The sequence below is a fragment of the Bowdeniella nasicola genome (genome assembly GCF_900107735.1).
Classification (GTDB): Bacteria; Actinomycetota; Actinomycetes; order Actinomycetales; family Actinomycetaceae; genus Bowdeniella; species Bowdeniella massiliensis.
In genome coordinates, this window is the sequence record NZ_FNQV01000006.1 from 79194 (window position 1) to 92930 (window position 13737).

The window sequence follows — 13737 nt, forward strand, 5'->3', positions numbered from 1 at the left end:
GACCCGTCCCCGCTTCAGTGGTTAGAGATTCTCGTTCCATCGTGCCACGGTTGGCTCCCCGGTGCGGGGTCTGCTCGCATCCGGGACGACGATCGTCTCGGTTGCGGCAGCGATGTCTCGTCGATAGTGCGAGCCGCGCAGGCCGATGCCGGCGATCGTCTCGTACGCGTCGGCGCGCGCGGCCTCGATATCGGGGCCCCGACCGATGACGCCGAGGACGCGTCCCCCCGAGCAGATGAGTTCGCCGTCGCGCAGCGCCGTGCCCGCGTGGCGGAGTTTGGCCTCGACCTGCTCGGTGCCACTCACGCAATCCCCCGTCGTGGGGGTGGCCGGGTAGTTTTCGGCGGCGAGCACGACGACAACGGCGGCGCCGTCGTGCCAGCGCAGCTCCGGCAGCGTGGACAGGCTGCCCGTCGCGGCGGCGTAGAGCAGCTCGGGTAGCGAGGAGGCAAGCAGCTCGAGGACGACCTGGGTTTCCGGATCGCCGAAGCGCGCGTTGAACTCGATGACGCGCAGGCCCCGCGAGGTCAGCGCGAGGCCACAGTAGAGCAGGCCAGTGAATGGGGTGCCGCGGCGCGCCATTTCCTTCAGCGCCGGACGCGCGACGCGCTCCAGGACTTCCTCGGTGATGCCAGCGGGCAGCCACTCAAGCGGCGCATAGGCGCCCATGCCGCCGGTGTTCGGGCCGGTATTGCCCTCGCCGACGCGCTTGAAATCCTGGGCGGGCAGCAGCGCGACGGCGTCGGTGCCGTCGCACACGCAAAAGAGTGAAACCTCGGGGCCGTCGAGGTAGTCCTCGACGACGACGGCGCCGCCCGGGGCGGCGAGGCACTCGCGCGCGTGGGCCAGCGCGGCCTCGCGATCATCGGTGACTATGACGCCCTTGCCAGCGGCCAGGCCGTCATTTTTCACGACGTAGGGCGCACCGAAGGCATCGAGCGCGTCTTCGACTTCGGCCTCACTCGTCGCGAGGCGCGCCATCGCCGTCGGGATATCGGCTGCGGCCATGACGTCCTTGGCGAAGGCCTTGGAGCCCTCAAGCTGGGCGGCTGCCTTCGTCGGGCCGAAGGCCGGGATGTTTGCGGCCTGCAGCGCGTCAACGACGCCCGAGACGAGCGGGGCTTCCGGCCCGATGACGACGAGATCGATGGCGTGCTCGCGGGCGGCGGCAACGACGGCGTCGACATCGCACGGGTCGAGTTCGATGTTGGTGCCGACGGCGGCCGTGCCGGGGTTACCGGGCGCAATTAAGAGGAGCTCGGTCATCGGGTCGCGGGCGAGCGCGGCGGCGAGGGCGTGTTCGCGGCCGCCGGAGCCTAGCAGCAGGATTCTCACGCTTGCACACTACCAAGATGACGCGCCAAAGCCCGGGCCTACGGGCCTAGAAACCTGTCCCAGCTCACACTTGGTAGCGTGGTGGCATGCCGCAGGCGGTCTTCCTTGGTCTTTCGACGCTCGATGTCGTCCACGCCCGTAGCCGCGCGCTCGGCGCGAACGAGAAGGCCCGCGCAGCCGCGCAGTTCCTCGCCGCCGGCGGGCCCGCAGCGAACGCCGCTGTCACCGCTGCCGCGCTCGGCATCGACGCCACGCTCATCACCGCGCTCGGCGATCATCCGCTCGCCGATATCGCCCGGAACGACTTGAGACACCACGGCGTGCACGTCATTGACGTCGTCGAAGTGAGCGGTACTCCCCCACTGCCGCTGTCCCTCATCCGACTCGCCACCGCGAGCGCCGAGCGGTCGGTCTCCTCCCTCAACGATGGTGCGCTCGCTGCCGCGGTGCCGCCCGTCCTCCCCGCTGCGGCGCTCGACGTTGTGAGCGCGGCCGAGGCGATCCTCTTCGACGGGTACTATCCCGATCTCGCTCGCAGCGCCCTAGCCTCGCTGCCGGATTCGGCACGCATCGTCCTGGACGTCGGATCGTTCAAGGAGGTCTACCGCGATCTCGCGCCGCGCGCCCACATCGCGGCAGCCTCGGCCGACGCCTCGATCCCGGGCGCCACCGATCCGGCGCTCGGCCTCCTGGCGCTGGGCGCCGATGCCGCCATCATCACCGCGGGTGGCGAACCTATCCGTGTCGTGGAAGCCGGCGGCGAGGAGTCGATCGCGCCGCCAGCGGTTGCTGCGGTCGACACGCTCGGTGCCGGCGATGCCTTCCACGGCGCCCTGCTCGCCGCCGCCCTGTGCCGCCCGCGCGAGCACCTGTCCTGGCAGGTCGACTTCGCCGCCCGCGTCGCGTCCCTGCGCACTACCGTCCTCGGGCCACGCGCCTGGCTCGATTCGCCCACCATCGCCACCTTTGCTGGAGAACTCACCTCATGACGTTGCCGTCCCTGCTGCCCACCCCCACCTCCGTCACCGATCTCGGAGGTACCCTGCCGCTCGGCACGGCCGTCGCGATCCACGCCGCCGAGCTACCCGGCGAGGCCGACCCGGTCGGGATCCTCACCCAGCGGCTGCGCGCCACCGCGGGCCTTTCCATCACGAGCGACGCCGACGTCCCGATCACCTTCGCGCGCGAAGATGCGCTGGCCGAGGAGGCCTACCGCCTGCGCATCGATACCACCGGCGTCACGATCACCGCGAGCACCTCGCGCGGCGCCCTCTGGGCCGTCCGCACCCTGTGCCAGCTTCTGCCGCCCGCGATATTCGGCCCCGGCCCCATGCCGTATAACGCCCTCACCCTGCCGCACGTCGAGATCGTCGACAAACCCGCGCATGCCTGGCGCGGCGCCCACCTAGACGTCGTGCGCCACTTCTTCACGGTCGACGAAGTCCTGCGCTACGCCGAGCTCGCCTCCCAGCACAAGCTCAACCGCCTCCACCTGCATCTGACGGACGACCAGGGCTGGCGCTTGCCCATCGCCGCCTACCCGCGCCTAACCGAGGTCGGTGCCTTTCGCGACGGCACGATCCAGGGCAGCCACCGCCAACTTGAGAACAACGGCGACGTCACGGAGCACGACGGCATCCGCTACGGCGGGGGCTACACTCGTGCCGACATCGAACGCATCGTCACCGAATGCGCACGCCTCGGCCTGATAGTCGTCCCCGAGATCGACATGCCCGGCCACATGCAGGCCGCCATCGCCGCTTACCCCGCGCTCGGCGTCGACGGCATCAGCCACGGCGTGCACACGAGCTTCGGCGTGTCCAATCACGTCCTGAACCTCTCCGATGACTCGCTGCAGTTCTGCCGCACCGTCCTTGCCGAAACCGCCGAGATGTTCCCCGGCTCGCCCATCCACATCGGCGGCGACGAATGCACCACCGTCGAATGGGAAGAATCCGAGTCCGTGCGAGCGGATCTCGCTCGCCGCGATCTCACCCCCGATACCGCCCAGGCCTGGTTCTTCCACGAGATGATCTCCCACGTCAACTCCCTTGGTCGCCCCGCGATCGTGTGGGACGACGGGCTCGGCGTGCCCCCACCAGCAGAGCGCGAACTGACCGGCGACGTCATCGTCATGTGTTGGCTCGACGCCAGCTACGGCGTGGCCGCGGCCGAAGCCGGCTACCCCGTCATCATGACGCCCTACCGCTCGACCTACATGAGTTTCGGTCATCACGAGGCCGACGACCTGCCCGGCGAGCAGCTCTCCTTTAAACCCGCCCTCACCATCGACACGGTCGCGAGCTACACGCCCTACGCCGAGGGCCTGAGCGAGGAGGCACGGTCCCGGATCCTTGGCGGCCAGTTCTGCCACTGGACCGAATACACTCGCTCCTACGCGCGCGTCGAGCACCTGTCCTACCCGCGCGGTGCCGTCATCTCCCACATCCTGTGGTCGGGCGAGATCACGGATCGTGAGAGCTTCCTCGACGACGTCTTAGCTCCGCACCTCGAGCGTCTAACCGCGGGGGAAGTGAATTTCGCACGGAACTGGCGCTAAGGTGCGAAATCTCTTGGCGCCATAAATCCCTTGGCATCTGACTCGACGACTCCGATCAAGGACGCCTTTTCGATCTCGCCACCAATATTCACCCTCTCCGGCCCTGGGGACATCACCATTTGCGAAACGGACGAACTGTTCATCGAGAAAGAATCCGATGGGGAGGAGTTCGACACCTGCTAACGGGCGGGGAACAAGACCAGGGGCCCGGGTCGACAATGGCTGTCAACCCGGGCCCCTGGTGCGTTGAGCTAAGGCTCAGACCTTACTCGGACTTGGCTGCTTGCAGGCGCTCGCGCAGCTTGGTCAGCTGCTCGTTGACCTCGGCCGGGACGTGGTCACCAAACTGGGCGAAGTAGCCCTCGGTGTCGTCGGTCTCGGCAAGCCACGCCTCGGGATCGATGGCGAAGAGCTTGTCCCAGGTCTCCTGATCGAGGTCCAGGCCCTCGAGGTTGAAGTCCTCGAACTTCGGGTAGCGACCTGTCGGGCCATCAATGGCCTCGACCTCGCCCGCGACGCGGCGGACAATCCAGTCCAGGACGCGCGAGTTATCGCCGAAGCCCGGCCACAGCCAGTTGCCCTCCTCGTCCTTGCGGAACCAGTTGACCTGGTAGACGCGCGGGAACTTGTCGCCAAGCTCGTTCTGCATCTCGATCCAGTGGCCCCAGTAGTCGGCCATGTTGTAGCCGCAGAACGGGAGCATCGCGAAGGGATCGTGACGCAGCGAGCCAACGGAGCCTTCCGCTGCGGCGGTCTGCTCGGAGGCAACGGAGGCACCGATGAAGACGCCGTGCGCGCCCTCGTACTGTTCGGCAACGAGCGGCACGTTGGTCGCGCGGCGGCCACCGAAGAGAATCGCGTCGACCGGAACACCCTGCGGGGCTTCCCAGTCGGGGCAGATGATCGGGCACTGCGCGGCCGGCGTGGTGAAACGCGAGTTCGGGTGCGCGGCGGTGGTGGTGGACTCCGGGGTCCAGTCGTTACCGTGCCAGTCGATCAGGTGATCCGGGGTCTCGCCGTCGATGCCTTCCCACCACACGTCGCCATCGTCGGTCAGCGCGACGTTGGTGAAGATGGTGTTCTCGCGCATGGTGTCCATCGCCATCGGGTTCGTCTTGTAGGACGTTCCCGGCGCGACGCCGAAGAAGCCGGCCTCGGGGTTGATGGCGTAGAGGCGACCATCCGGGCCCGGACGCATCCAGGCGATGTCGTCACCGATGGTCTCGACCTTGTAGCCCGGGATGGTGGGCTGCAGCATGGCGAGGTTGGTCTTACCACAGGCCGACGGGAAGGCCGCGGTCACGTGGTACTGCTTGCCGGACTTCTCGTCGGTCAGGCGCAGGATGAGCATGTGCTCTGCCATCCAGCCGTCCCGGCGGGCCATCGTCGAGGCGATGCGCAGCGCGAAGCACTTCTTGCCGAGCAGGGCGTTGCCACCGTAGCCGGACCCGTAGGACCAGATCTCGTTGGTCTCCGGGAAGTGGGTGATGTACTTTTCGTCGTTGCACGGCCAGGTGGTGTCTTCCTGCCCGGGCTCCAGCGGCGCACCGACGGAGTGAACGGCCGGGACCCACGGCTTGCCTTCACCGATGAGCTTGAGAGCTTCGGTGCCCATGCGGGTCATGATCCGCATGTTGACGACAACGTAGGGCGAGTCGGTCAGTTCGATGCCGAGCTGGGAGATCGGTCCACCGATGGGGCCCATCGAGAACGGAATGACGTACATCGGGCGACCGCGCATTGCGCCGTCGAACACGCGACGAAGCGTGTCCTTCATTTCCTTCGGATCTGCCCAGTTGTTCGTGGGGCCTGCATCTTCTTCCTTCTCGGAGCAGATGTAGGTACGAGATTCGACACGCGCCACATCGGACGGGAGCGAACGGGCCAGGAAGCTGTTGGGGCGCTTTTCGGGGTTGAGGCGGGTAAACATTCCCGACTCGACCATCTCGCTGGTGAGGCGATCCCACTCTTCGTCCGAGCCATCGACCCAGATGACTTCTTCGGGCTTGGTGAGCTCGGCTACCTGAGCGACCCAGTCGACGAGTTCCTTGGGAGCAATTTCGGGTGCGCCTTCAGCGATCTGAGTGGCGTCTACGGTCATTTTCTCCTCCATCATTGCCTTCGGGGGCGGTTCCTCCGAGGCGGGGTGTTGAGACCAGGTTGTTCCGCTGTGAACCATCTTTCCGCGCCCAACTCCCAGTTATCGGAGACGAAGGGCCCAGATGGCACCTCTGACGTAATCATTGTTTCAGCAAATCGGACGAATTGCACTGTACTCACCTGAGTATTTGGCACGATTTCGCGGATTTGCTGATTCCCGCGAATTTTCGCAAACCCGAAACTCCATCCGTGTTTCGCCTCACAGCGAACCAGCGAATGGCACAACCGAGACTCTTGTTGTGTCGCATCAAAGCCATCGATTGTGGGAGATTGACTTCATATCGCCCGAAATCAGCCTTTCGCCACCACAACTTCACCCATGAGTTGCTCTATTGACACGAGATCAGACCTTGGCCGTGGAACAATCGCACCATGGTTACAACCAAATCACACCCCTCGTACCGGCGGCTGTGGGCACTGCTCCTGCTGCCCCTCATGCTTGTCCTCGCGTCCTGCGAGATGAAGGCCAATACTGAGTTCTTCGAAGACGAAACTGCAGAGGCCTCCGTGGAGATGGCCCTGCCCAAGGCCCAGGCCAACATGTTCGGCATGACCGACTGTGAGGCCATGAAGACCCAGATCGATCAAAACGGTGGCGGCGATGACGCCACCGTGACCGATAAGTCCAATGACTCCGAGCTTCGCTGCGTTATCTCCAGCGGTCGCAACCCCATCAGCGAGCTGGACGGCGATATGAAGGCCGAGGTCAAGAACGGCAAATACATCGTGACCGCTGAAGGTGATGAGTCCGTCGATACCTCGATGCTGGAGGGATTCCTCGGAGGCGGCGCGTTCTCCTTCACCTTCACCTTCCCCGGCAAGGTTGAAAGCGTGACCGGCGACATCGCCGAAGACGCCTACACGATCGATGGAAATAAGGTGGAAATCTCCAACCCGGTCGCGGTGAGCAAGGGCTTCGTCATTACGGCGGACGCCACCGGCACCTCCTCCTCGTCCAACCTGTGGCTGATCCTCGGCATTATCCTTGGCCTCCTGGTCATTGGTGCCATCGTCTTCTTCATCTTGAAGGGCCGTAAGAAGCCGAACGGTGACGCAGGTGCCGCCCCCTATGGTGCTCCCCCCACAGCGACGGATCCGGCAGCTCCCTACGGAGCCCCGGCGCCGAGCAGCGAGCAGCCGACCTCGCCCTACGGAACCGCTCCCCAGGGCTCGAACGCCACCTATGGCAAGGGTGTTCCGGCAGAGAACCAGCCCTATTCATCTCCGGCCGCGCCGGACACGCCGTTCTCCCCCTACGGCCAGCCGCCGTCAGGTGAGGGTCAGCCCTCGGAAGACCAGCCGTTTGTCGCACCCGCGGATCCGGGCGCGCCGGGCGCGCCGGTCGCTCCGCAAGCCCCGCAGGCGCCGCAGCAGCCGGTAAGCCCGCAGACCCCGGTTACCCCGGAGACCCCCACGACGCCGGAAACTCCGATTAACCCGGGACCTCCGCGCAGCACCGAGGAGTCGCATGGCACGGACCCGGTCCTCGGATTCGAGGAGCCACGGGCTGATGGCCAGAATCCGGATGATCCGAATCGCAGCTAGCTAGCAAGCGCTCGGGCGGGACAGTTTCGTAACTGTCCCGCCCGTTTGCGTTATGTCGTGACTACGCGCCCGGCACGAGGGCGTGCCGCACGATCGTGGCATCGCGGCTCGGCCCGACTCCGATAGCCGAAATCCGGCACCCGGAGATCGACTCGAGGTATTCCACGTAGGCGCGCGCCTTTTCCGGCAGCTCCTCGAAGCTGCGGCAATGGCTGATGTCTTCCTTCCAACCGTCCAACATCTCGTAGATCGGCTTGGCATGGTGGAAGTCGGACTGCGAGGCAGGCATTTCTTCCACTCGCGTCCCGTCAATGTCATAGGCGACGCACACCGGGATCTCGGCGTAATCAGAGAGCACATCGAGCTTGGTCATAACGAAGTCGGTGAGTCCGTTGACGCGCGCGGCGTAGCGAGCGATGACGGCGTCATACCACCCGGTGCGGCGGGGCCGCCCGGTCGTGACACCGAATTCGCCGCCCGCCTGACGCAGTCCCTCGCCTACCTCGTCGGTAAGTTCGGTTGGGAACGGGCCTTCCCCGACGCGGGTGGTGTAGGCCTTAATGACGCCGATAACGCGATCAATGCGCGTGGGTCCGACGCCCGATCCGGTGCACGCACCGCCCGCCGTCGCTGAGGAGGAGGTGACAAAGGGGTAGGTCCCGTGATCGACGTCGAGCATGGTTGCTTGGCCGGCTTCGAACAAGACCGTCTTGCCTTCGTCGAGCGCCTTGTTCAGCTCGAGGGTCGTATCAGCGACCATGGGCCGAACCCGCTCGGCGTAGGCCAACAGTTCCTCGGTCACCCGGTCCACGTCAGCGGCCCGTCGGTTATAGACCTTCACGAGCAACGAGTTTTTATTCTCGAGTGCGCCCTCGACCTTTTGCCGCAAGATCGAGGCGTCAAACAGGTCTTGAATTCGGATGCCGACGCGGTTCATCTTGTCCGCGTAGGTCGGGCCGATCCCGCGGCCCGTCGTGCCGATCTGGCGCTTGCCCAAGAATCGTTCGGAGACGCGATCGAGGGTCCGGTTATAGGAGGCGATGACGTGCGCAGAGGCGGAGATCTTCAGCCGCGAGATATCGACCCCGCGGGACTCGAGCGCCTCGAGTTCTTCGAACAGCACCTGAAGGTCGACGACAACGCCGTTGCCGATCACGGGGGTGACGCCGGGCGAGAGAATGCCCGAGGGCAACAGGTGCAACGCGTACTTTTCACCATCGACGACGACGGTGTGGCCGGCGTTATTGCCGCCATTAAACTTCACCACGTAATCGACGTCAGAACCGAGCTGGTCCGTCGCCTTCCCTTTTCCTTCGTCGCCCCATTGGGCACCAACGACGACAATGGCTGGCATAGCCTTCTCCCTTCGGGTTTCGGCACAAACGCCGAATAACGCACGGCCCTAAGGTTACTCGCAATCACACTTCGATGCGGGCCCACACCACTTTTCCGACCGGAGTGGGGCGCCAACCCCAATCACCGAGCCGGTCAATAATGTGCAGGCCGAACCCGCCGACGCTCTCGTCGCTCGAGCGGCTACGCGAGCGGTGACGGTGGCGCGGCGGCGTCGGGTTCGCGTCCTCGACCTCGATCCGCACTCCCCCATCAGTCTCCATGATCCGCAGTCCGACCGTGCCCCAGCCGTGCAGCACTGCATTGGACACGAGCTCCGAGACGGTGAGCAGTACGGACTCCTGGTTCTCAATTCCCCACTGGCGCAGTGCGCGGGCGCAATACTCGCGCGCTTGGGAAGCTGCCGCCGGATCGGAGACGAGCTGCCACCGCCGGGCCCGAGCACCCGGGCCTTTGCGCTTGCCGCCGGGGATCCGCACGACGACGACGGCGACATCGTCTTGCGCATCTTCGGCCAGATCCATAATCTCCTCGCCGAGCCCCGCGGCATCCGGCGCCTGCGATTCGCCAAGGGCCTTGCCAAGGACCGACAGGGCGAGGCGCATGTCGTGTCCCCGACGCTCAACCAGGCCGTCGGTGAAAAAGATCAGGGCGTCGCCCGGCTGGGCAATATGAGTCTCAGCGATGCGTTCACCCGAGGGGAAGCCGAGCAGACCCGCGCTTGTACAGTCCAGGACCTGCGCACTCTCGGCGCTCACATGGATCGCGGGCACGTGCCCCGCGCGCGTGCACGTCACCGTCCACGACTTATCGGCATTTTGAACCATCTGAGCGATGATGAGGGACGCCGTGCGAGAAAGCCTCAGCCCCTGGATTGCCGCATCAACATGAGTGACCAGTTCGTTCGGCGAAAGCTCCTGACGCGACAGCGCCTGGATGACCGTGCGAATCTGACTCATCGCGACGACCGACTCGACATCGTGACCGACCGCGTCCCCCAGGATGACCGAAATCGAGCCGTCCTCGCGTGTCGCGATGTCATACCAGTCGCCACCGACCTGGGCGAAGGTCGAGAGCGGTTGATAGTAGGTCCAGATGTCAAGGCCGCGCACCCGAGATTGGGCCGGCAGCATGGAGCGCTGCAGCGATTCGGCTAGGACGTGCTCGCGATGGTAGAGCTCGTAGTTTTCCATCGCTACCGACACCCGTCGCGCCACGAGGTTCAGGAGCGCCCGAAGACCGTCCTTGGGCGGACCAAGGATGGCATCGGGCTCACCGTGCTCGCTTGTCGTCGGATGCGTTTTCGTGATGAGGACGCCGCGCGACCGTCCCTCGCCCGCGGCAGTTGTCACGAGGACCGTGAGGGGCTCTTGGGGATCGTCAGCGAAGGCGGCCCGCACTCGGCCGGAGGGCGAATCTGGGTCGACGTCGCCAGGAATCGTGAGCTGGACGGTACCAGCCTCGTTGTCGAGCCAGATCGTAAACAGTGGATCAGCCAGCGCAACCGGATCGCGCACATCACGCGCCTCTTCACGGTCGGCCTCGAAACCGATCGAGCGCATGAGTCCCTTACCGCGGCGCATCGTCATGAACTCGGCGCGCGCGACAACGTTGCGCTGCAACAGGTCCGCGATCGTTCCTAGTACCTGCTCAGCGGGGACATTGGCGAGCAGCTCCGAGACTCGCGAGACGAGAACCAGATTCTGGTTAGCCTGGCGTTCGATCTCGGAACGGAAGGCCGCCAGCGTGGAGCGGTCGGATACCTCCTGCATGACCGGGTTCACGATGGCGGTCAGGACCCACAAGTGGGCCCACGGGCCTGCACTTGGCAAGCGACGGAAGGACACCTGGGTCCACACGTGTTCGCCGGTAGGACGCGTGAAGATCAACGGTTGGGAATCGATGGAGGTGACGGCAGGTTCGGTCATCTGCATCATCTGGCGTCCCCCGCCCACGCCGCGCAGAGCCTCCACTCCGAGGAGTTTGAGGTTGTCGAGTGACATGCCGGTCTGGTCTTCGAACACGGCATTGCACCACAAAATCGCCCAGCCTTCATAGGAGCTATGGGCGGCAGGGACAGCGCTGAACATGCTCGCGCTTTCGCTGTCAGCCTGCACCGGATCGAAGTATCCGAGGATCGCGGTAGGGATAGCTAGCGCATTAAGTACATGTGACGATTCGATAAACTCTGGCACGCCGCTGTCATCTTGTTCCATTTTAATCCTTCCGCGGCGTATCCTGGTCCCACTTGCCTGCTCTCCCTAACTATGTCACTGACATGGATCTGAGGTTAACAGTGACCGAATCGCCCGACCTGCGCGCCCCCTCCAGCGCTTCGAGCGACCCCGGCTCTGCTTCTGTCATGATGGCTGCTAAGCGGACCCGACTGATCCTCTCTGGCGCTATCGATCTCACGATGGTCTCAGAGTTTTCCGAAGCTGTCGCTGAATGCCTCGAGCGTGCCCTGCCGCTCGATGTCGACCTGCGACACGTCACCTTTATGGATTCCTCTGGTGTCGCCACGCTCTCGCGCCTGGTCACCAAAGACTCCCCGGTGCAGCCCGTTCGTATGATCAAGCCGCCGGACATGGTCCAGTTCCTTCTCGACGTCACTGGCCTTGCGAGCCAGGTGGAGATCCTGCAGGAGGATCCCGGCTTCGAGTCAAACTAGTCGGTCACGACAACCGCTGCCGACCGCGGCGGAACCACCAGGTGACCCGTCACCTTGGAATCGGAGATGAGGTCTCGACCGCAGATCCCGGCCACCTGAGCGGCCGCATCCCCATGGTTAAGTAGGAAGACAGCAGGTCCGCGACGAACAGCCTCCACCCCGGCCGGAGCCTCAATACGGTTTCCGGCAATCCGGGTACGCGCCTCGGCGACGCGTAGCAGCGCCGCGCGACCAGCGCTATCGAGATCCGTCGCAACGTAAGTGCCGCCGCCCTCGCCACACGATCGATACGTGATCGCAGCCAAGCCATCGAGATCGAGCCCGACGAACGTCGCAAGGACGTCGACGTCATCATCGATGCTGAGTTCTTCTGCCCAGTACTCCCCGGAGATCGCAGGACGCGGGCTCGCTATGGCATCAAGCACCCGGAACAGTGGCGTGCGCGGATCGACGTCAAGCTCGACCCGGTCTATCGCAGACGTCGCCGTCATCGCGGCGGAGATGGCATCGACCCGCGGATCCACGAGGTCGTTGACTTCGCCGCCGGGCAGGCAGTGATCGACGACCCGGACTCCCAGCAGCTCGCTCAGCACGCCGGCGTAGCCGCCCGTTGCGGCTCGACCGGTCTCATCCAAGACCGCAGTTGGCGCCGTCACGATGATCTCGGCTCCCGACTGGGCGGCCTCGAGCAGCTTCGATGCCGTGTCCTTCGACATGGCAAAAAGCTCCGGGACGATGATGACGCAATAGCCAGAGAGGTCCGAATCGGGGAAGACGAAATCGACGGGGTATCCGCGTTCAAAAGCAGTGCCATGCCAGGCTGCGATCGCTTCTAGCGTGCGATTAGGTCCCGGCCCAATGGCTGCGGCGCGGTGCCACTGGCTCTGCCAGTCCATCAAGAGGGCAACCTCGGTTGGCACCCTCGTGCCGACAATCTCGCCCATCCGCGACAGTACGTCGCCCAGGCCCACGACGTCCCGCCAGATTCGTGAATCGCGTCCCGAGTGCGGGACCATCGCCGAGTGGAAGGTCTCGGCTCCGCGCACCGACTGGCGCCACTGGAACTGGCAGATGGCATCGGCGCCGCGAGCCACGCGCTGCAGGCTTTGCAGAGCGAACGAGCCGGGACGCTTTCTGGCGTTGCGCTCGCGCCATTGGACCGCGGCCGTTGTTTGCTCCAGCAGATAGAACGGCTGGCCGTCCTTCAGTGAGCGCATAAGGTCGGAGACGAGGGCCGTCTCGCGGGCCGCGAACACCGAGTTCGGATCCGGGTAGGAGTCATCGGAGATGACATCGATGTGGGGCGCCCACGCGCGGTAGTTGGTGGGCGGGAACAAGCCCATGAAGTTCGTCGTGACCGGAGCATCCGAGTGCTCGCGAATCGCGGCCTTTTCTGCCAGATAGCAGGCGAGCATTTCGTCGGAGGAAAATGCCCAGAAATCGTTAACCTGGCCAGGATTCTTCAGCGTCGGGGTGGCGCGCGGCACGTCGACCTGGTCGAAAGACGTGTAACGCTGGGCCCAAAAATCGGTCCCCCACGCCTCGTTCAGCGCTTCGATATCGCCGTATTTTTCTTCCAGCCAGGTCCTGAACGATCGCGCCGAGTCCGGGCAGTAGCAGTGGGCGGAATGGCAGCCGTATTCGTTCGAGATGTGCCATAGCCGCAGGTTCGGGTGGTTGCCGTAGCGTTTGGCAAGTTCCCCGGCCAGGCGCGAGGCGTAGCGTCGAAAAACGGGCGAGGAGAGGCAGAAGTTCTGCCGGGATCCGTGGCCGAGCCGCACGCCGGTTTCGGTCATCGGGAGGATCTCTGGATGCTCGATGGTCAACCAGGCAGGGGGCGAGGCAGTGCCCGTCGCGAGGTCAATTCCAATCCCCGCGTTCGTCAGGCGCTCGATGATTTCATCGAGCCAGCCAAAGGAGAACTCACCATTCGCGGGCTCGAGCCGCGCCCAAGAAAAGATTCCGATCGAGACGAGGTTTACTCGGGCTTCCACCATTTTCTCGATGTCATCGAGGTGGATGTCGGTGGGCCACTGTTCGGGGTTGTAATCGCCGCCGTACAACATTTCTGCCATGCCTCCACCATAGGCTCGGTAAGGCAACGAGTTGACCT

9 protein-coding genes are annotated in these 13737 nt (G+C 64.6%); 4 read left to right on the forward strand and 5 right to left on the reverse strand.

Annotated elements, in window-relative coordinates:
• Positions 1–21: 21 nt before the first annotated feature.
• Positions 22–1335 (reverse strand): phosphoribosylamine--glycine ligase, encoded by a 1314-nt coding sequence (gene purD / locus BLU67_RS05790; RefSeq protein ID WP_092563529.1) that lies wholly within the window; start codon positions 1333–1335, stop codon positions 22–24.
• An 86-nt stretch (positions 1336–1421) separates the two neighbouring features.
• On the opposite strand from purD, the gene BLU67_RS05795 reads away from it, so the two are divergent.
• Complete coding sequence (locus tag BLU67_RS05795) at positions 1422–2324, forward strand: carbohydrate kinase family protein (RefSeq protein ID WP_092563531.1); 903 nt, start codon at positions 1422–1424, stop codon at positions 2322–2324.
• Positions 2321–3895: a beta-N-acetylhexosaminidase gene (locus tag BLU67_RS05800; RefSeq protein WP_092563534.1), complete on the forward strand. Its 1575-nt coding sequence runs from the start codon at positions 2321–2323 to the stop codon at positions 3893–3895. Before BLU67_RS05795 ends, BLU67_RS05800 begins: the two co-directional genes overlap by 4 nt.
• Positions 3896–4160: 265 nt before the next feature.
• Here BLU67_RS05800 and BLU67_RS05805 read toward each other — a convergent pair whose 3' ends face one another.
• Positions 4161–5996, reverse strand: a complete 1836-nt coding sequence (locus tag BLU67_RS05805) for a phosphoenolpyruvate carboxykinase (GTP) (protein ID WP_092563537.1) — start codon at positions 5994–5996, stop codon at positions 4161–4163.
• A gap of 431 nt (positions 5997–6427) precedes the next feature.
• Between BLU67_RS05805 and BLU67_RS12400 the strand changes: the two genes are divergently transcribed.
• The gene (locus tag BLU67_RS12400; protein ID WP_143027346.1) at positions 6428–7600 is read left to right on the forward strand and encodes a hypothetical protein; all 1173 of its coding nucleotides are present in this window, start codon (positions 6428–6430) and stop codon (positions 7598–7600) included.
• A gap of 61 nt (positions 7601–7661) precedes the next feature.
• On the opposite strand, the gene BLU67_RS05820 is transcribed toward BLU67_RS12400, so the two are convergent.
• Both BLU67_RS05820 and BLU67_RS05825 read right to left on the reverse strand, forming a co-directional pair.
• Positions 7662–8954: an adenylosuccinate synthase gene (locus BLU67_RS05820; protein ID WP_092563546.1), complete on the reverse strand. Its 1293-nt coding sequence runs from the start codon at positions 8952–8954 to the stop codon at positions 7662–7664.
• A 64-nt stretch (positions 8955–9018) separates the two neighbouring features.
• Positions 9019–11169, reverse strand: coding sequence for an ATP-binding SpoIIE family protein phosphatase (locus BLU67_RS05825; RefSeq protein ID WP_092563549.1), 2151 nt, complete (start codon positions 11167–11169; stop codon positions 9019–9021).
• Between the two features lie 146 nt (positions 11170–11315).
• On the opposite strand from BLU67_RS05825, the gene BLU67_RS05830 reads away from it, so the two are divergent.
• Positions 11316–11624, forward strand: coding sequence for an STAS domain-containing protein (locus tag BLU67_RS05830; protein ID WP_176780712.1), 309 nt, complete (start codon positions 11316–11318; stop codon positions 11622–11624).
• Here the strand turns inward: BLU67_RS05830 and BLU67_RS05835 are convergent.
• The gene (locus BLU67_RS05835; RefSeq protein ID WP_092563555.1) at positions 11621–13699 is read right to left on the reverse strand and encodes a beta-galactosidase; all 2079 of its coding nucleotides are present in this window, start codon (positions 13697–13699) and stop codon (positions 11621–11623) included. The two genes, BLU67_RS05830 and BLU67_RS05835, sit on opposite strands and share 4 nt — an antisense overlap.
• Between the last annotated feature and the right edge of the window lie 38 nt (positions 13700–13737).

What these genes read in the sequence shown, in the direction of transcription:
- BLU67_RS05830 (WP_176780712.1), top strand. Translation starts at nt 11,316, where the DNA reads ATGATGGCTGCTAAGCGGACCCGACTGATCCTCTCTGGCGCTATCGAT.
- BLU67_RS05825 (WP_092563549.1), bottom strand. Translation starts at nt 11,169, where the DNA reads ATGGAACAAGATGACAGCGGCGTGCCAGAGTTTATCGAATCGTCACAT.
- BLU67_RS05820 (WP_092563546.1), bottom strand. Translation starts at nt 8,954, where the DNA reads ATGCCAGCCATTGTCGTCGTTGGTGCCCAATGGGGCGACGAAGGAAAA.
- BLU67_RS05795 (WP_092563531.1), top strand. Translation starts at nt 1,422, where the DNA reads ATGCCGCAGGCGGTCTTCCTTGGTCTTTCGACGCTCGATGTCGTCCAC.
- BLU67_RS05835 (WP_092563555.1), bottom strand. Translation starts at nt 13,699, where the DNA reads ATGGCAGAAATGTTGTACGGCGGCGATTACAACCCCGAACAGTGGCCC.
- BLU67_RS12400 (WP_143027346.1), top strand. Translation starts at nt 6,428, where the DNA reads ATGGTTACAACCAAATCACACCCCTCGTACCGGCGGCTGTGGGCACTG.
- BLU67_RS05805 (WP_092563537.1), bottom strand. Translation starts at nt 5,996, where the DNA reads ATGACCGTAGACGCCACTCAGATCGCTGAAGGCGCACCCGAAATTGCT.
- BLU67_RS05800 (WP_092563534.1), top strand. Translation starts at nt 2,321, where the DNA reads ATGACGTTGCCGTCCCTGCTGCCCACCCCCACCTCCGTCACCGATCTC.